This window comes from Paraburkholderia sp. Ac-20347, assembly GCF_017104805.1.
GTDB classification, from domain to species: domain Bacteria; phylum Pseudomonadota; class Gammaproteobacteria; order Burkholderiales; family Burkholderiaceae; genus Paraburkholderia; species Paraburkholderia tropica.
This window is the reverse complement of the sequence record NZ_JAAGPN010000013.1, coordinates 1-17062: the sequence shown is the minus strand read 5'-3', so window position 1 is coordinate 17062 and position 17062 is coordinate 1. Positions and strand designations below refer to the sequence as shown.

General features: G+C 63.8%; 16 protein-coding genes. 9 read left to right on the top strand and 7 right to left on the bottom strand.

Going from position 1 to position 17062, the window contains the following annotated elements; translation table 11 throughout:
• The 4 genes from G3N97_RS04340 (at position 1) to G3N97_RS04325 (ending at position 3061) form a co-directional block, all read left to right on the top strand.
• Positions 1-1011 carry a 3-hydroxyacyl-CoA dehydrogenase gene (locus tag G3N97_RS04340; protein ID WP_205992083.1) on the top strand — a complete coding sequence of 337 codons (1011 nt, stop codon included), beginning with the start codon at positions 1-3 and terminating at the stop codon, positions 1009-1011.
• A 68-nt stretch (positions 1012-1079) separates the two neighbouring features.
• Positions 1080-2408 (top strand): TIGR00366 family protein, encoded by a 1329-nt coding sequence (locus G3N97_RS04335; protein ID WP_205992081.1) that lies wholly within the window; start codon positions 1080-1082, stop codon positions 2406-2408.
• A gap of 55 nt (positions 2409-2463) precedes the next feature.
• On the top strand, positions 2464-2748 hold the full coding sequence (catC, locus tag G3N97_RS04330; protein ID WP_065057970.1) for a muconolactone Delta-isomerase: 285 nt from the start codon (positions 2464-2466) through the stop codon (positions 2746-2748).
• 16 nt (positions 2749-2764) lie between these two features.
• Positions 2765-3061: a YciI family protein gene (locus G3N97_RS04325; RefSeq protein ID WP_205992079.1), complete on the top strand. Its 297-nt coding sequence runs from the start codon at positions 2765-2767 to the stop codon at positions 3059-3061.
• A 101-nt stretch (positions 3062-3162) separates the two neighbouring features.
• Here G3N97_RS04325 and G3N97_RS04320 read toward each other — a convergent pair whose 3' ends face one another.
• The 3 genes from G3N97_RS04320 to G3N97_RS04310 form a co-directional block, all read right to left on the bottom strand.
• Positions 3163-4599, bottom strand: a complete 1437-nt coding sequence (locus G3N97_RS04320; protein ID WP_205992077.1) for a cytosine permease — start codon at positions 4597-4599, stop codon at positions 3163-3165.
• 140 nt (positions 4600-4739) lie between these two features.
• Positions 4740-5879 carry an acyl-CoA dehydrogenase family protein gene (locus G3N97_RS04315; RefSeq protein WP_205992075.1) on the bottom strand — a complete coding sequence of 380 codons (1140 nt, stop codon included), beginning with the start codon at positions 5877-5879 and terminating at the stop codon, positions 4740-4742.
• Positions 5872-7131 carry a CoA transferase gene (locus tag G3N97_RS04310; RefSeq protein WP_205992073.1) on the bottom strand — a complete coding sequence of 420 codons (1260 nt, stop codon included), beginning with the start codon at positions 7129-7131 and terminating at the stop codon, positions 5872-5874. The genes G3N97_RS04315 and G3N97_RS04310 overlap by 8 nt, the downstream gene beginning before the upstream one ends.
• Positions 7132-7271: 140 nt before the next feature.
• Here G3N97_RS04310 and G3N97_RS04305 point away from each other — a divergent pair, with 140 nt between their 5' ends.
• The 3 genes from G3N97_RS04305 (at position 7272) to G3N97_RS04295 (ending at position 10020) form a co-directional block, all read left to right on the top strand.
• The gene (locus G3N97_RS04305; RefSeq protein WP_205992071.1) at positions 7272-8183 is read left to right on the top strand and encodes a LysR family transcriptional regulator; all 912 of its coding nucleotides are present in this window, start codon (positions 7272-7274) and stop codon (positions 8181-8183) included.
• A gap of 125 nt (positions 8184-8308) precedes the next feature.
• Positions 8309-8485, top strand: a complete 177-nt coding sequence (locus tag G3N97_RS04300) for a DUF1328 domain-containing protein (protein ID WP_074982537.1) — start codon at positions 8309-8311, stop codon at positions 8483-8485.
• A gap of 362 nt (positions 8486-8847) precedes the next feature.
• Entirely contained in the window at positions 8848-10020 is a 1173-nt protein-coding gene (locus tag G3N97_RS04295) for a porin (RefSeq protein ID WP_205992069.1), read from the top strand.
• A 114-nt stretch (positions 10021-10134) separates the two neighbouring features.
• Here the strand turns inward: G3N97_RS04295 and G3N97_RS04290 are convergent, their stop codons facing one another.
• The 4 genes from G3N97_RS04290 to G3N97_RS04275 all read right to left on the bottom strand — a co-directional run bounded on the left by G3N97_RS04290 (position 10135) and on the right by G3N97_RS04275 (position 15179).
• Positions 10135-10530: a PPC domain-containing DNA-binding protein gene (locus G3N97_RS04290; RefSeq protein WP_205992068.1), complete on the bottom strand. Its 396-nt coding sequence runs from the start codon at positions 10528-10530 to the stop codon at positions 10135-10137.
• A gap of 255 nt (positions 10531-10785) precedes the next feature.
• The gene (locus tag G3N97_RS04285; RefSeq protein ID WP_205992067.1) at positions 10786-11949 is read right to left on the bottom strand and encodes a porin; all 1164 of its coding nucleotides are present in this window, start codon (positions 11947-11949) and stop codon (positions 10786-10788) included.
• 539 nt (positions 11950-12488) lie between these two features.
• Positions 12489-14042 carry a DHA2 family efflux MFS transporter permease subunit gene (locus tag G3N97_RS04280; RefSeq protein ID WP_205992065.1) on the bottom strand — a complete coding sequence of 518 codons (1554 nt, stop codon included), beginning with the start codon at positions 14040-14042 and terminating at the stop codon, positions 12489-12491.
• A gap of 195 nt (positions 14043-14237) precedes the next feature.
• A complete protein-coding gene (locus G3N97_RS04275; RefSeq protein ID WP_205992063.1) occupies positions 14238-15179 on the bottom strand; it encodes a carbon-nitrogen hydrolase family protein in 942 nt (313 codons plus the stop codon).
• 78 nt (positions 15180-15257) lie between these two features.
• On the opposite strand from G3N97_RS04275, the gene G3N97_RS04270 reads away from it, so the two are divergent.
• Together G3N97_RS04270 and G3N97_RS04265 are read left to right on the top strand one after the other, a co-directional pair.
• The gene (locus tag G3N97_RS04270) at positions 15258-16199 is read left to right on the top strand and encodes a LysR family transcriptional regulator (protein ID WP_205992062.1); all 942 of its coding nucleotides are present in this window, start codon (positions 15258-15260) and stop codon (positions 16197-16199) included.
• A 207-nt stretch (positions 16200-16406) separates the two neighbouring features.
• Positions 16407-16724 (top strand): YXWGXW repeat-containing protein, encoded by a 318-nt coding sequence (locus G3N97_RS04265; protein ID WP_205992060.1) that lies wholly within the window; start codon positions 16407-16409, stop codon positions 16722-16724.
• The last annotated feature ends 338 nt before the right edge of the window (positions 16725-17062 follow it).

Genomic DNA, 17062 nt, shown 5'->3' with positions numbered 1-17062 from the left:
ATGTCACCGACTTCGTCGAACGCTATCGCTTCCCCGGAAGATTCGCGCCGCGCGGGCATCATCGGCGCAGGCAGCATCGGCGTGGCCTTCGCCGTCGTGTTCGCGCGGGCGGGCTGGCGCGTGCGTCTGTTCGATCCCGACGCGCAACGCCGCGCCGCCGCGCCCGCCGAAATCGCGCTGCGTCTCGACGACCTCACGCGTTTCGCGCTGATCGACGAAAGCGCTGCGCAGATCGCCGCGCGCGTGGAGATCGTCGATACGCTCGAAGCCGCGGCCGCCGACGCCGATCTCGTGCAGGAATGCGCGCCCGAGCGCGCGGAACTCAAGCGCGAGCTGTTCGCACAGCTCGATCGCGCCGCGCCCGCGCAGACGATCATCGCGAGCGCTTCGTCGTTTCTCGCGGCGTCGAAATTCGTCGACGAAAGCTTGCCGGGCCACGCGCGCTGCCTCGTCGCGCATCCGGGCAATCCGCCTTATCTCGTGCCGGTGGTCGAGATCGTGCCCGCGCCCTTCACGTCGGCGGCGGCCACCACGCGCGCGATCGCGCTCTATGGCGAAGCGGGCCTCATGCCTGTGCGCGTGAAGCAGGAAGTCGCCGGCTTCATCTTCAACCGCCTGCAAGGCGCGGTGCTGCGCGAAGCGTATTGCCTCGTGCGCGACGGCGTGGCTTCCGTGGACGACATCGACACCGTGATGCGCGAAGGACTCGCGCCGCGCTGGTCGGTGATCGGTCCGTTCGAAACGGTCGATCTGAATACGCGCGGCGGCATTGCTTCGCACGCGCAAAAGATGGGGCCGTCGTACGAACGCATGGGCGCCGAGCGCGGCCAGCACGATCCGTGGACGCCCGAGCTGGTCGCTCAGGTGGAAGCCGCGCGCCGCGCCGCTCTGCCGCTCGATCAATGGGACGCGCGTGTGGCCTGGCGCGATCGTCAACTGATGCAACTCGCGCGTCAGCGCAAAACCGCTTCGAACAAGGACGCCGACACGCCCAACAGCCGCGACGATTGAACCACACGCTCGCGGCATGGACCGCGAGAGAGACCCAAGAACTACTACGAATTGAAAGAGACACAGCCATGCAAAGAGTCACCGCCTTCTTCACCGAGCTGATGCGCCGGTATCTGCCCGATCCTTTTGTCTTCGCCATCGGACTGACCTTGCTCACGATGGCGCTCGCCGTGATCGTCCAGGGCCAGGCCGTCACCGCGCTCACCACGAGCTGGGGCAAGGGCTTCTGGGCGCTGCTCGCGTTCACCACGCAAATGGCCGTGATTCTCGCCATGGGTTACGTGCTCGCAACCGCGCCGCTCACGGACCGCTTTCTCGATCGTCTCGTCTCACACGTGAATTCGCCGCGTATGGCGATCATCGTCGCGACGCTGGTGGGCGGCATCGGCAGTTATCTGAACTGGGGCTTCGGTCTCGTCGTGGGCGGCATCGTCGCGCGCAAGCTCGCGATGCGCGTGAACGGCGTCCATTACCCGCTCATCATCGCTTCCGCGTATAGCGGCTTTACGCTCTACGGCCTCGGGCTGTCGGCCAGCATTCCCGTGCTGATCTCGACGAAGGGTCATCCGCTCGAAGCGCAGATGGGCGTTATTCCGTTATCCGAAACCATTTTCTCACCGACGATGCTGATCACGAGCCTCGTGACCATCATCACGCTGCCGCTGCTGAATGCGTGGCTGCATCCGAAGGCCGGCCAGCCCGTGAAGGAAATCGACCGTGCGCGCGAAGCGCAGGCGAAGGCGGAAGCACCCGCGATCGACGTGGACGATGGCAATACGCTCGCCAACCGCCTGAACAACAGCCGCGTGCTGAGCTATGTGATCGGCCTGATCGGCATGGGTTATGTGGCGCTGCATTTCGTGCAGGGCGGCAGCATCGACCTGAATCTCATCAACTTCTTCATTCTGTTCCTCGGCATCCTGCTGCTCGGCACGCCGATCCGCTATGTGGAGAAACTGAACGAAGGCATTCGCACGATCAGCGGCATCATTCTGCAATATCCGTTTTATGCGGGCATTATGGCGATCATGGCGTCGTCGGGGCTCGTCAACACGTTTTCCGAAGCGTTCGTGAAAGTCGCCACGCCGGCCACGCTGCCGTTCTGGGGCTTGATCAGCTCGTTCGTGATTAACTTCTTCGCGCCGTCGGGCGGCGGCCACTGGGTCATTCAAGGACCGTTTATGATCGAGGCGGCCAAGACGCTCGGCGCGTCGGTCGGTCATACGTCCACGGCGGTGATGCTCGGCAACGCGTGGAACGATCTGGTGCAGCCGTTCTGGATTCTGCCGGCGCTCGCGCTGTCGAAACTCAAGCTCAAGGACATCATGGGCTACACGGTCATCATGATGATCTGGATCGGCATCGTGTATTCGGCGGCGATTCTCATCTGGGGCTAACGCTCAAACCAGGATTTTTCTTCGCTCGCCTCATTCGAATCAACAGGAGTTCACGATGCTGTTTCTCGTTCATATGCAAGTCCAGATTCCGGCCGACACCGACAAGGCTTTCGCCGACGCGCTGAAGGCCGAGGAAAAGGCGTTTTCGCAGAAGCTCCAGCAGGAAGGCAAATGGCGTCATCTGTGGCGCGTGGTGGGCGAGTACGCGAATTACAGCGTATTCGACGTGGAATCGAACGACGAGCTGCACACGATGCTTTCCGCGCTGCCGCTGTTCCCGTTCATGAAGATCAGCGTCACGCCGCTCGCGCAGCATCCTTCGGCCATCGCGCCCAATTAAGCGGAGTGCGATTGCCATGCCCTTTCTGATCGAAACTTTCGACAAGCCCGGTCACGCACATGTACGCGCCAGCGAGCGCGATGTGCATCTCGCGTTTCTCGAAGCCAACAAGACGCTGCTGCTCGCCTGCGGCGCGAAGCTCAACGACGACGGCAGCAGCGCAGGCGGCGGCATTTATATCGTCGACGTTGAAACGCGCGAAGCGGCCGAGCAGTTCATCGCGCAAGATCCGTTCTGGAAAGTGGACCTGTTCGAGCGCGTGAGCATCGTGCGCTGGCGCAAGGCCTACGTGGACGGCATCGGCTACCTCTGAGCACGACGCTCGATCAAGCATCAGCCCTCGGACGGCGCCGTGCCTGTACGGCGCCGCTGTTTGGCCCGGCGTGCGCCCCTCCTGCACGTCTGGGCCGTTTTTTAACGCGCTTCGATACCGCCCGCCGCTTCCGGCAGGATCATCTGCTCGGGCGCGTTCGAACGGGCAAAGCGCGTCGCGAAGTAATACAGCGCGCCCGGCACCACGATGCCGACGATCCACGAAATATCCACGCCGCCCAGCCGATCGACCCACGGCCCCGTATAAAAGCCCGTGGCGACAAACGGCATCTGCACCAGCACGCCCAGCACGTAGATCGTGATACCCACGCTGTTCCAGCGTCCATATCGGCCATTCGCGTCGAACAGCGCCGGGACGTCGTAGCGTTCGCGCGTCACGCAGTAGTAGTCGACCAGATTGATCGCGCTCCACGGCGTGAAGAAGATCAGCAGAAACAGCAGAAACGACGAGAACGCTTTCAGAAACGCATGCTGACCCGCGAGCGCGATCGCGCTCGACACGCTCACCGTGAGAATCACGAATGCAATCCGCGTACGGCCTGAAATCTCGCGACGCTGGCCGATTCCGGTAATGATCGCCGCCACCGACATCACGCTGCCGTAGGCATTGAGCGTGGTGATCGTGAGCTTGCCCAGCGCGATCGTCAGATAGAGAATGCCCGCGATCGCACCCGTTGCGCCGAGCCCGACCACGAAGGCCACCTCGTGGCCCGCGAAGCGGTCGCCCGCCAGCGCGGCAGCAAACACGCCGAAGGTCATCGCCACTTGCGCGCCGACCACCGTGCCGCTGAACACGGCGAAGAAAGTCTTCAGCGGCGAAGTCGATTTCGGCAGATAGCGCGAATAATCGGCCACGTAAGGACCATAAGCGATTTGCCACGACGCGGAAAGCGACACCGCCAGCAGAAACGAAGCGGGCGTGAAATGCCGGTTGGCCGCCAGCGTCGCCCACGCGTGACCGTGCAACAAACTCGCAAACAGATATAGAAACGCCAGCGTGCCGACCACGCTCGCCACGCGCCCCATCGCATGTATCGTGCGATAACCGAGACCCGCCAGCAGGATCACGATGGCCGCGAAGATCAGGATGGCCGAGGTATTGCCCACGTTGAGCAATTCGGAAATCGCCTGCCCGGCCAGCACGGTGCCGCCCGCCGAAAATCCCACATACATCACGCAAACGAGCACGAGCGGAATAATCGCGCCGTACACGCCGAATTGCACGCGGCTTGAAATCATCTGCGGCAAGCCGAGTTGCGGACCCTGCGCGCCGTGCAGCGCCATCACGACGCCGCCCAGCAATTGCCCGATGAGCAAACCGATCACCGACCAGAAAACGTCGCCGCCCAATACCACCGCGAGCGCGCCGACCACCACGGCGGTGATCTGCAGGTTCGCGCCGAACCACAGCGTGAACTGACTGCGCAGGCTGCCGTGGCGTTCGGCGTCGGGAATATAGTCGATCGAGCGCCGCTCGACCAACGAAGGTTTTGCAGTACGTGTTGCGGTGCGAGCCATGCTTCGCTCCTTGTGAGCAGAACTGCTGGAGGATGAGGGTGCGAATAAAACGGCTTAAAAGGCTGCTCGATTAATTTATATGAACAAAAAACGCGTGTACCAGACGTGATAAACCCGGTGTGCGTCTGGCGTCCGCAAACTCAGGCGAGCACGGCGCGCGCGATCACCGTGCGTTGAATCTCCGAAGATCCTTCGTAGATGCGCAGAATCCGCGCGTCGCGCACGAGTCGCTCCACACGCAGCTCGCGCGTGAAGCCGTATCCGCCATGCATTTGCAGGGCGGCGTCGGTTACGAATCCCACCATTTCCGAGGCGTAGAGTTTCGCCATCGACGCGGCGTCCGTGAACGGCTCGCCCGCGCCTCGCCGCGCGGCCGCCTGCAAGGTGAGCAGCCAGGCGGCTTCGAGCCGCGTCTTCATATCGGCGAATACCCACTGCAAACCTTGCTTGCGCGCGAGCGCTTCGCCGCCCACTTCGCGTTGCTTCGCCCATTCGACCGCGTCGGAGAGCGCCGCTTCCGCGATACCGAGACTCGTCGCCGCCACATCGAGGCGGCTGTTGTCGAGCACTTTCATCGCCGTGCGAAAGCCCGTACCCTCTTCGCCCAGACGATTCACTTCCGGCACGAAACAATCGAGCGCGATTTCGTGCGCCGGTGCGCCGCGTATGCCCATCAACTTTTCCGCGCCGGAAATGGTCACGCCCGGCGTATCCGTATCGACCACGAATGCGCTGATGCCGCGCGTGCCCTGATCGGGCGACGTCTTCGCATACACCACGATAAATTGCGCTGCGCCCGCATTCGAAATGAAATGCTTGGTGCCACGCAGCCGGTAGCCGTTACTTTCGCGCTGCGCGACGGTTTTCATGCCCGCGGGATTCGAGCCGGCCTGCGGCTCCGTCAACGCGAAGGCGCCGAGTTTGACGCCCGCCGCTGCGTCGGGCAGATAGCGCTCGCGCAACGCGTCGTCGGCGCCGATCAGCAGCGAGTCGGTGGCGAGATAATGCGCGCCGATCATCGACGACGTGGCCGCACACGCGGCCGCGATCTCCGAAAGCGCGAGGATGATCGCGGCAGGCGTCGCGCCAATGCCGCCCCATCGCTCCGGCAGATTCATGCCCATCACGCCGAGTTCGGCGAGTGCGCTCACGTAGCGCGTCGTCGCGATTTCCTCGTGATCGACCTGCGCCGCGCGCGGCGCGAGTTCGGTTTGCGCGTAACGGCGAATCGCATCGGCAATTTCCAGATCGGCGTCGCTCACGCCCAGTCGCTTAAGCATGCGTCTTCTCCTCGTTTATTTCGTTATACGAATCTTTGTTCGCGTGATGATGTAGCGCGGTGATTGCACCGGCGTCGCACAATGCGGCGATCTGTTCGTCGTCGAGTCCAAGCTTTTGCGACAGCACGGCCAGCGTATGCTCGCCGAGGCGCGGCGCGCGCGTCGAACGCGTGTTCGGATACGCGGAAAATTTCACGGGCTGGCGCGGCAGACGAACGGTCTTGCCGTCGCCCGAAGGAGCGTCGGTCAACAAGCCACGTTCGCGCGCCTGGTCGCTTTCGAGCGCCGCGCGCACGCTTTGAATCGGCGCCACAGGAATACCGGCATCGCTCAATGCCGCATTCACCTGCGCCACGGTCAACTCGCTCGACCATGCTTCGATACGCTCGCGCAGCGCCGCTTCGTGTTCGCAACGCAAACTATCGCTCGCGAATCGCGGGTCGTCAGGCAGATCCGGCGCGCCGATCGCCTGCGCCAGCCGCGTGAACAGCCGGTTGTTCAGCACGGCCACCACAAAGTGGCCATCGCGTGCGTGGAATGCGCCGAACGGCGCCGAGGACGGATGACGGTTGCCCACGCGCCGCTGCGACGCCCCGGTCGTGGCGTAGCGCGACACGAGCGTGGCGGTCAGGCTCAGCGTGGCGTCGAACATCGCAACGTCGACGTGCGTGCCTTTTCCTGTGCGCTCGCGGGCCAGCAGCGCGGCGAGCACGCCCCACGAAGCGAAGATCCCGCTCACCACATCGGACACCGACTCGCCGATGACCGTCGGCTCGCCATCGGGTGCGCCGGTCGCATCCATGAGCCCGCACATCGCTTGCAGAATGATGTCGTAAGCCGGTCGATGCGACTCCGGCCCGCTCTGCCCGAAGCCCGACACACTCGCATAAACGAGCGCCGGATTGCGCACCGCCAGCGTCTCGTAGCCAATGCCGAGCCGCGTCGCCACGCCGGGGCGAAAGTTCTCGACCACCACATCGGCCTGCGCGCAAAGCGACTGCGCGAGCGCGCGTCCCGCGTCCGTCTTCAGGTCGATCACGACGCTCTGCTTGTTGCGGTTCATCGCGCTGAACAGACCGCTTTCGCCTGCCGCGAAGGGGCCGATCGCGCGATAGTCGTCGCCGCCCGGCGGCTCGATCTTGATGACCTCCGCGCCCAGATCGCCGAGCAGCGCCGAGCACAGCGGCCCTGCCAGCACGCGGGAAAAATCGATCACACGAACACCTTGCAGCGGCAACACGGAATCAGTCACGGCGGAGTCTCCTGAACATCCGGTCGAGTCGACCGGTGAGCCGATTCTGCGCCGCGTCGGGCATAAGATAAAATACTGGAATAAATTAACGCCTATACGTTTTTTATATAGCCCCGCGCGCGCCTATCCGAGCAAGCCGAATGAGCCTTTCACTGCGACTGCTGCGTTACTTCGTCACCGCCGCCGAAACCGGCAGCACGACCGCCGCCGCCAAACATCTGAACGTTTCGCAGCCGTCGATCTCGGTGGCCATCCGCGAACTCGAAGCGCATTTCAGCGCGCCGCTGTTTTCGCGCGGCGCGGGCACGGGCATGACGCTCACGCAGTTCGGCGAGCGCAAACTCGCGGAAGCGCGTGGGCTGCTCGCCTCGGCCTCGGCATTCGAAACCGACGACACCGGCGACGAAGACGGCGGCCATGTACAGGTGGGCGTGTTCCGCACAATTGCGCCGGTCTATCTGCCGCGCGTGCTCAAGATCGCGCAGGCGCGCTTCCCGCGCCTGTCGATCCGGTTCGTGGAAGGCGATCTCGCCCAGCTCGACACCTGGCTGCACAAGCGCCAGATCGACTTCGCGCTGATGTACGACGTGGGCCTGCCCGACGACATCGAACGCGAGTGTCTCGCCGAACTGAAGCCGTATGCGCTGGTGCCCGCTGCGTCCGCGCTCGCGAAGCGCAAGCGCGCCGTATCGCTGCACGATCTCGCGAAAGAGCCATTTATCCAGATCGACCTGCCGCAAAGCCGCGACTTCCTGATGGCGCCGTTCTGGCAATGCGGGCTGTCGCCCAACGTGCGTTATCGCGCGACCTCGATCGAACTCGTCCGCTCGATGGTGGCGAGCGGGCTGGGCGTCTCGCTGCTCATCACGCAAAGCCCCGGCGTGGCGCAGACGCCGCTCATCGCCGAACGCCCGATCCGCGAATCGACCATCGTGCAGCCGCTCGTTATCGCGCGCCCTGCTCGCGCGGCGCACACGCATGCGTCCGATCTGCTTTCAGCCTGCGTGCGCGAGGCTGTGGCGCAAGCCATGCGCGAGCGCACCGGGCGTTGAAGGGCCGGCGAAGCCGCCCCGGGAACACCGTTTGCTCTTTGTCCGCAAGGTCAAACTGGCCTTGGCCGGGCGCCTGAAACATTCAGGCGATTTCCGGCTCGCCCACGCTCGTCAGGAGAAAACGAATGCTCAAGATGGCATTGTTCTTTGCTATTGTGGCCGTTGTTGCGGCCTTGTTTGGCTTTACGGGCGTCGCCGCCGGCGCCGCCGCGATCGCCAAGATTCTGTTTTTCATTTTCCTCGTGCTGTGCATCGCGTTCCTGGTGCTCGGCGTGTTCGTGGCTAAAAAGATCGTCGATTAGCCGTTCTTCAATTAGCGCGTCAATCGGCGCGTCAATTAGCGTCGTTCCCGCGCCACACATGCTGCAACGTGGCGCGGTTCGCCGCCCTGTTCATCCGCTTTCAAGACCTTTCGGCGGGATTCCCTGCTCGCCTCCCAGCCCCTGTTCCGCGCGGTATTCCGGCCCGCCGCGCGCGATTCTAAATTTTTCGCATCAAAAACTTAAACCAAGTTTCATTTAGCAGGCCGTTTTCGACACGGACCTGTAATTGCATTTCCTTAAATTCTCGGTTCCCGCCGCACGGGCTCATAGATCCCCATCGGACTACTAATCACACGCTCACCTGTCCGCGCGGCGAAATTCTTTTCTTCTACGGAATCGACATGAAAAAAGCGTTGTTGAATACTCTCGCTCTCGCCACCGTGGCAGCGTCGTCGATGGCGCACGCACAAAGCAGCGTCACGCTGTACGGTACCGTCGACGCAGGGATCGACTACATCAGCAACCAGAAGTCGTCGGCGGGTCACGGCTCGGCCTGGGCCGTGCAGTCGGGCAACGTGAGCACGAGCCGCTGGGGTCTGCGCGGCTCCGAGGATCTCGGTGGTGGCCTCAAGGCGATCTTCCAGCTCGAAAACGGCTTCTCGGTCGTCAACGGCAAGGGCTCGAACGGCGGCTATCTGTTCGGCCGGCAAGCCTGGGTTGGCCTCTCCAGCGATCAATACGGCTCGCTCACGCTGGGCCGCCAGTACGACGCGCTCGTCGACATGATCGCGCCGATGTCGGCAACGGGCTCGGGCTTCGGCGGCAATATCGCCGATCACCCGTTCGACAACGACAACCTGAATAACGACGTGCGCATGAACAACGCCGTCAAGTACCGCAGCCCGATCTACTCGGGCTTCCAGGTCGAAGGCGCCTACGCGTTCAGCAACCAGGGCGGCGGCTTCTCGATGAACAACGCGTACACCTTCGGCGCGTCGTGGAACGGCGGTCCGATCAACCTCGCGGTCGCGTACTTCCAGGGCAACAACCCGGGCTCGACCACGGGCGGCGCGCTCTCCGCGGGCACCAGCACCGACAACGATCCGATGTTCGTCAGCGCACGTACGCGCACGCTCGGCGCGGGCGGCAGCTACACGATCGGCGCGGCCAAGGTTGGCGTGGTGTTCACGCGCACGATGATCGCCTCGCCGACGGAAATCGCGCAGGGCGGCTCGCTCAACACCTTCGACGCCGACTACCTCACGTTCAACAACTACGAAGTGAACGGCCGCTACCAGCTCACGCCGCAATTCAGCCTCGGCGGTTCGTACACCTACACCGACGGTTCGCTGAGCCGCGCGGCGGGCAACGCGTCGCCGCACTGGAACCAGTTCATGCTGCAGGCCGACTACGCGCTTTCGAAGCGCACCGATCTGTATCTTGAAGGCACGTATCAGCGCGTTTCGGGCGCGAACGGCATCGCCGTGCTGGGCAATGCGTCGATCTACAACCTCGCGGCTTCGTCGAGCAACACGCAAGCCGTGGTGGCCGCAGGTATGCGTCTGAAGTTCTAAGTCGCGCACAGCGGTATCGCAACATAGCGACCTGGTGGAAAAGAAAACGGCGGCACGGTCATCGACCGGCCGCCGTTTTTTCACGTCCGCGTTTTTCGCATGACGCGTTACACGCTACGACTTTCGCGCGACGAGCTCCATGAAGCCGGTTTGTGCATCGTGCTCGCGCGTGAACACGTAATCGGGCAAGAGCATGAGCAGCACTTCGGCGGTCGTGCGTACGATGCAGCCGTGCGCGACGTGGCCGCCCAATACGCGGCCTTGTGCGTCGGACACGCTCGCATGCAGATGCGCGCCATCGCGCGACAGCGAACCGGCCAGCGTGAGAATTTCGAAATCGCCTCGCAGCGACGCCGGTGTATCGACGCCCGCGTAGCGCAGCTCCACCGCGCTCAGGCTGCCGATGCCCTGCACGACAAACGCTGCCTGCACGCCGTGCCTCGCGAGCGCGGCGGCGAGTGTTTCGCGCAGATCGTCTCCGGGGGACAAACGTAAGGGCAACGCTTGCATCGGCGGACTCCCGTGTGAGATGGCGACTCACAGGGTAAAACGGTTCCGCGCATGCCGCAATATCTCGCGGCACGCTATCGCGGCGGTCCAAAACACGCCGCACAAAAACAAACTGGCCCGCCAGCGAAACGCGCCTTGTGAGCGCGATCCGCATGACGGGCCAGTTCGATCGTCAATCGAGCAGCGCGGGACCGGACCGGCCGATCCGCTCCTCGCGCCCTTCGTCTGACGATGAAGGCTTACATCAAGCTTCGATTAGAAGCGGTGACGCAGACCAACCGTAGCAGCGACCTGGTTCGACGTGCTCGATGCCGACAGCGTGTTGATCATTGCGAAGTTCGAGACGCCGTTGCCCAGCGAACCCGATGCGTGCTGGTACACGCCTTCGACGTACACGTCGGTGCGCTTCGAGAGCGAGTAGTCAGCTTGCAGCGAAACCGTCTGCCACTTCGGATCGCCCGAACCCGTTGCGTTCTTGATGCGGCCGTCCGTGAACGTGTATGCAGCGTCCAGGCTCAGAGCCGGGGTCAGCGCGTAGCGGCCGTTCAGTTCGAAGTTGTCGAGACGCAGGTCCGTGCCCGTCGGGATCGTGAACGTCGAGGTCGTGCCGTTCTGCGCGCCAGCGATCAGGTTCTGGTACTGCGTGTGCGTCCACACGAAGCCGACCGTTGCCGGGCCGTACGTGTAGTTCGCGCCTGCACCGAACGTGCGTTGCGTTTCAGCCGACAGGTTGTAGTTGTTGCCTGCACCAGCCGAGTTTGCACCGCTCGTGTTCGTGCTGGTCAGCGAGTTGTTCATCTGCAGGTACGAAGCTGCAGCGTTCAACGGGCCGTTGCTGTACGAAGCACCAACGCTCCATGCGCGGTTGTTCGAGAATTGGCCAGCGTCGTTGCTGAAGCCATACAGGCCGCCGAACTTGAAGCCAGCGTAGTTCGCGCTCGTGTACTTCACTGCGTTCTTGATCGAGAACGAGTGGTCGAGGTTGTCGTTGTCGAACGGGTGGCCGGCCATGTTGTTGCCGTAGCCAGCGCCTGCTTCCGACAGCGGCGACAGGTAGTCAACCATCGAGTCGTACTGGCGGCCCAGCGTCAGCGTACCGAAGCGGTCGCTTTGCAGACCCACGTAAGCCTGACGGTTGAACATGGTGTTGCTTTCCGTGTTCTTGCCGTTGCCCAGGTTGAAGCCGTTTTCCAACGTGAAGATCGCATGCAGACCGCCACCGAGGTCTTCGCTGCCCTTCAGGCCGAAGTACGTGTCCGACAGCGAGCCGCTGCCCTGGTTCCACTGCTGGTGGCCACCGACGTTGTTCGCGTAGACGATACCCGCATCCAGCGAACCGTACAGCGTGACGCTGCTTTGTGCGTGAGCCGAAACTGCGAAGGCGCTCAGGACGCCCGCGATAATCAGAGTGTTCTTCATGACTTTCCTTAAATTGACATTCAGACTGACCTGAATGGATCCGGGTATTGGAGCCATCCCGGCAATCTCGCAGCGAAGTTTAAGTGCCAAAGTGCGCAAATCGCAGTACGCAAGTGCTGGAACAGATATTTGCGAAATATGGAAATATCCAAAAATCGGCGCTTAAAACCTTGTACGCAAAGGGAAAAATCGCATCGCGTGCGTCATCTGTCTGTCACAGAGCTGTGGCAATCACGCGACGCCACTGTCAAGATCGCGAACTTGATTATTGTCAAAAGTGTGTTAATTCAAGGCTTGCGACCGTGCTAATATTTCCGGGTCTGAAGAAACTCCGGAACAGTTGCAACGGACAGGTGGGGTGGTCCGTTGCTGCGGGCCGCCCCATTTTTATTGGCGGACCATGCGGCGAATCGTCGCGATTTCACCGCCGTCGCGCACTATTAATTACGCCCGCCTTTCGCGCGCGTTTCAATCCCCGATTAAAAGATAACGGCCCGAATATCGGGCCGTATTCAATTAAACGCGAAAAGTTCCCCTAATCAGTGTGCGCCGGCAGTATTTGAAGAATCTGCGGAACTTTTTGAAGGACGCGTAATCCAGATGAGTGGAATGATGGCAATAAATATGAACGCCGAGATATAGAAAATGTCGTTCAGCCCCATTACCGCCGCCTGCGCATCCACCGAAAAGTTGAACAACCCATAGGCCGCGTCGGTGCCCACGTGCAGCGACTGGCGCGCCGACTCCACGCTCTGCATGAAGGCCGGATTGGTCGCGCTGGCCTGCTCCGTGAGCCGCACGTGATGCAGGATCGTGCGGTCGTTCCAGGCGTTGCCGATCAGCGAGGTGCCCACCGCGCCGCAGAATGTGCGCGCGAAGTTCGAGAGCCCGGCCGCGGCCGGAATCTTCTCGGGCGGCAGCCCCGAAAGAATGATCGAGGTGAGCGGCACGAAGAACATCGCCATCGGAATGCCCTGTAGCAGCGTGGGCAGCACGAGGTCCCAGTGCGAGACGTCGGTGTAGAACTGCGTGCGCATGAAGAACACCGCGGCGAAGCCGATGAACGCGAGCGTGGCGATGTAGCGCGGGTCGCTACGCGGCAGAATGCGCCCGATGATCGGCGTGAGCACCACGGCGAAGATGCCGAGCGGCGCGGTGGTGAGGCCCGAATCCACGGCGCGGTAGCCGAGATAGCCCTGCATCCATTGCGGCAGCAGCACGAGCGTGCCGAAGAACATGCCGTAGGCCACCGAGATCGAGATCGTGCCGCCCGCGAAATTGCGCTGCGAAAACAGGCGGATGTCGACCACCGGATTCTGTTCGGTCAACTCCCACACCACGAAGAACGCGAAGCCCACCAGCGCCGCGATCGCGAGCGTCACGATCAGCGGCGAATCGAACCACGCGAGATCCTTGCCCTTGTCGAGCATGATCTGCAGCGAGGCCACCCACACGACGAGCAGCATCAGCCCCACGCCGTCGATCGGCATGCGCCGCGTGGCCGACTCGCGGTCGCGATAGATGAACCACGTGACGGCGGCGGCGAACAGGCCCACCGGCACGTTGATATAGAAGATCCACGACCAGTTGTAGTCGTAGGTGATCCAGCCGCCGAGCGACGGCCCCGCGATCGGCCCGATCAGCGCCGTCATCGACCAGAGCGCGAGCGCCGTCGACGACTTCTGTTTGGGCCACGAGCCGAGCAGCAGCGCCTGCGAAAGCGGCGCGAGCGGTCCGGCCACCACGCCCTGCAGAATACGCGCGGCGAGCAGCGTGGGCAGGTTCGGCGCCATGCCGCACAGCCACGAGGCCAGCACGAACAAGAGGATCGAGGTGATGAACAGCTTCACCTGGCCGAAGCGCTGCGTGAGCCAGCCGGTAAGCGGAATGGAAACGGCGTTGGCGGCCGCGAAGATCGTGATGACCCACGTGCCTTCGTCGACGGACACGCCGAGGTCGCCGGAAATGGTCGGAATGGCGACGTTCGCGATCGACGAATCGAGCACGTTCATGAACATCGCCAGCGACACGGCGACGGTGCCGAGCGCGAGCTTGCCGCCGCTGAGCGGCGCGGTGGATTGCGGTGCAGACATGGAGCGTGCGTGTAGTGAGGGGCCGCGCCTCGCGGGCCACCCGGGAGCCTAACGGCCCCTCTCACGCCGATCAATGTCGCCGCGCGCATCAATGCATGACGCGGGCGGCAACAATGCGCCGCGCGAATCGCTTCGCGCGGCGCACATTACATCAATCGATTACTTAGCGATACGAATCAAATTGACGCAGGCGATTCACAGCCCGCCCGACTCGCCGCCCGTGAACTGCACGCTGCGCTTCGCGCGCTCGTCCACGTTCAGCGCGAACACGTCCGGACGGGCGTAATGGCCCACCACGTCGAAGTCGTAGCGCGCGCGGATCAGCTCGTCGGTGTCGATCTGCGCGACCACGAGGCCGGTCTCGCCGTGCAGCGGTCCCGCGAGAATCTCGCCGAGCGGCCCGACGATCACGCTCCCGCCGTTGATCAGCGGACGCGCCGGATCCCAGCCCGGCACCTCGATACCGAGCGCCGACGGCGACGGCTGCAGCTGGCACGCGCTGATCACGAAGCAACGCCCTTCGTGGGCGATATGCCGCATCGAGCATTGCCAGATCTCGCGTTCATCGACGGTCGGCGCGCACCAGATCTGCACGCCCTTCGCGTACATCGCCATGCGCAGCAGCGGCATGTGATTCTCCCAGCAGATCGCCGCGCCCGCCACGCCCGCCGCCGTATTCACCACGGGCAGCGTCGATCCGTCGCCCTGCCCCCAGATCAGCCGTTCGGTGCCGGTCGGCATGAGCTTGCGGTGCTTCGCGACCAGTCCCGCCTGCGGATCGAAAAAGAGCGCCGTGCAATACAGCGTGCTGCCCGCGCGTTCGATCACGCCGATCACGATCGACGCCCCGCAGCGCGCGGACAGTTCGGCTAGCGCGGCCGTTTCGGCGCCCGGCACGTCGATGGCATTTTCGTAGTACGCCGCGAACGCCTCGCGCCCCTCGGGCAGACGGTAGCCCAGCCGCGTGCCGAAGATCTCGCCCTTCGGATAGCCGCCGAGCAGCGCCTCGGGCATGACCACGAGCTGCGCGCCCGAGTCGCGGATCGCCGCCTCGAACGACAGGATGTGCTCGAGCGTCGCGGCCTTGCCTTGCGCCGACGAGCCGATCTGCAATGCGGCCACCTTCGATTTCGACATGATGTTCTCCGTATGTGTGCGTGTCCGTATCATGGCGGGATCGCCACCGCGCGCCCACGGGCGCACTCCATTTCAGCTATGCCTGCGAGTGATATCTCCGACGTCGACCTGAATCTGCTGAAGATCTTCGAAGCGCTCTTCGAGGAAGGCGGCGCGAGCCGTGCGGCGATCCGCCTCGACATGACGCAGCCCGCGGTCAGCGCGGCGCTCAAGCGTCTGCGGGAACTCTACGCCGACCGCCTCTTCACGCCGACCGGACGCGGCCTCGCGCCGACCGCGCGCGCCCGCGAACTGAAGCCGCTGATCAGCGAAGCGCTCGACAAATGCCGCCAGTCGCTCGCGATCGCCTCGCCGCACGCGACGCACTTTCACGGCCGCGCCGTCGCCATCGGCCTCTCCGACGACTTCGAACTCGCGCTCGGCCAGCCGATCATGATGCACCTCGCGCGGCACGCGCCGGGCCTGCGTGTGATCTTTCGCCAGACCTACAGCCAGATCGTGAGCGACAGCCTCGCCAATCAGGAGATCGATCTGGCGATCGCGGCGGGCGGTTTTTCCGCGCGCGGGCTCAGTCATCAGGCGCTCGGTCAGGGCGATTACGCGTGCCTGCTGGACGCCGCGTCGTGCCCGCCCGGTGACAGGAACACGCGTGAGAGCGACGGCCTGACGCTCGATGCCTTCGTCGCGCGCGGCCATATTCTCGTGTCGTCGGGCGGCGTGGTCGGCATCGTCGACGAAGCGCTCGCGGCGCACGGCCTGAAGCGCAACGTGATCGCATCGACCACGCATTTCGCGGCGCTGCCGCATCTGCTCGCGGGCACCCAGGCCGTGGCCACGATTCCGCGCCACGCCGCGCGCGCCATCGCGGCGCTCACTGGCCTGCGCATGGTGGCGTGCCCGCTCACGCTGCCGGGCTATCCGATCGAACTGGGCTGGCGCGCCAGCGCGATGCGCGACGCAGCCATCGTGCGCGTGCGCGACGCCGTAGCGGCGTGTGCCCCGGCGTTGCTCGCGCCGTAATTCTTGCACCGTAAACCGAACGCAAGGATCGCGCTCGAAGCAACGAGCAAGCAGTAAGGAAGCCGCCAGGACGCACCGAAAACCGGCCCGCGCGCCGCATCGAAAAAATTTTCACCTCTCCCGCGACGGATTTCCCCGCCTCGCTACGTTCAATTCGCACAAGGGCCAAGCCAGCACCGCGCCCGTCACGAAAGAGGGAGAGTTTCCATGTCGAACCCATCGCTTCGCACGCTCGTCAGCGCCGCCGTTCTGGCGCTCGCCAGCGCTTCGTTTGCCGTGCCGGTCGCCGCGTTCGCGCAGACCGTCATCATCGCGCCGCACGCGCCGCCGCCGGTGCGCGTCGAAACCGTGCCGCCGCCGCGGCCCGGCTTCGTCTGGGATCCGGGCCACTGGCACTGGGCGCACGGCGATTACGTCTGGCGTCCCGGCCACTGGCAGCCGGTGCGCGCGGGCTACCACTGGGTGCCGGGCCACTGGATCGCGCACGGTCCGAACTGGCGCTGGGTGCCGGGCCACTGGGCCTGAGCCCGTCCAGGTGAATGACTCCGACCGAACCGGCGCACGATCATGAAAATCCTCATCCTGCTCACGCTCGCGGCGGCCATCCTGACCGGCTGCGTCGTGGTACCGGCCCGTCCGGCCTACTACCGGCCCGCGGTCGTCGTATATTGAACGTTCGCGAACCGGCCGACGCCGCTACGGCGGCGCACCGCGCACCGGCCCACGCCCTGGGAGGGGACAACGATGAGACTCGTGCGGCGCAGGCAGGCGGCACTGCGCCCGATGCTGCAGCGGCGGTTGCGGCACCGGCAGCGGCCACATCCGCGCCCCCCGCATCCGCCGCGCCTCGGATCCGTGCCTTG

What these genes read in the sequence shown, in the direction of transcription:
- G3N97_RS04340 (WP_205992083.1), top strand. Translation starts at nt 1, where the DNA reads ATGTCACCGACTTCGTCGAACGCTATCGCTTCCCCGGAAGATTCGCGC.
- G3N97_RS04335 (WP_205992081.1), top strand. Translation starts at nt 1,080, where the DNA reads ATGCAAAGAGTCACCGCCTTCTTCACCGAGCTGATGCGCCGGTATCTG.
- catC (WP_065057970.1), top strand. Translation starts at nt 2,464, where the DNA reads ATGCTGTTTCTCGTTCATATGCAAGTCCAGATTCCGGCCGACACCGAC.
- G3N97_RS04325 (WP_205992079.1), top strand. Translation starts at nt 2,765, where the DNA reads ATGCCCTTTCTGATCGAAACTTTCGACAAGCCCGGTCACGCACATGTA.
- G3N97_RS04320 (WP_205992077.1), bottom strand. Translation starts at nt 4,599, where the DNA reads ATGGCTCGCACCGCAACACGTACTGCAAAACCTTCGTTGGTCGAGCGG.
- G3N97_RS04315 (WP_205992075.1), bottom strand. Translation starts at nt 5,879, where the DNA reads ATGCTTAAGCGACTGGGCGTGAGCGACGCCGATCTGGAAATTGCCGAT.
- G3N97_RS04305 (WP_205992071.1), top strand. Translation starts at nt 7,272, where the DNA reads ATGAGCCTTTCACTGCGACTGCTGCGTTACTTCGTCACCGCCGCCGAA.
- G3N97_RS04300 (WP_074982537.1), top strand. Translation starts at nt 8,309, where the DNA reads ATGCTCAAGATGGCATTGTTCTTTGCTATTGTGGCCGTTGTTGCGGCC.
- G3N97_RS04295 (WP_205992069.1), top strand. Translation starts at nt 8,848, where the DNA reads ATGAAAAAAGCGTTGTTGAATACTCTCGCTCTCGCCACCGTGGCAGCG.
- G3N97_RS04290 (WP_205992068.1), bottom strand. Translation starts at nt 10,530, where the DNA reads ATGCAAGCGTTGCCCTTACGTTTGTCCCCCGGAGACGATCTGCGCGAA.
- G3N97_RS04285 (WP_205992067.1), bottom strand. Translation starts at nt 11,949, where the DNA reads ATGAAGAACACTCTGATTATCGCGGGCGTCCTGAGCGCCTTCGCAGTT.
- G3N97_RS04280 (WP_205992065.1), bottom strand. Translation starts at nt 14,042, where the DNA reads ATGTCTGCACCGCAATCCACCGCGCCGCTCAGCGGCGGCAAGCTCGCG.
- G3N97_RS04275 (WP_205992063.1), bottom strand. Translation starts at nt 15,179, where the DNA reads ATGTCGAAATCGAAGGTGGCCGCATTGCAGATCGGCTCGTCGGCGCAA.
- G3N97_RS04270 (WP_205992062.1), top strand. Translation starts at nt 15,258, where the DNA reads ATGCCTGCGAGTGATATCTCCGACGTCGACCTGAATCTGCTGAAGATC.
- G3N97_RS04265 (WP_205992060.1), top strand. Translation starts at nt 16,407, where the DNA reads ATGTCGAACCCATCGCTTCGCACGCTCGTCAGCGCCGCCGTTCTGGCG.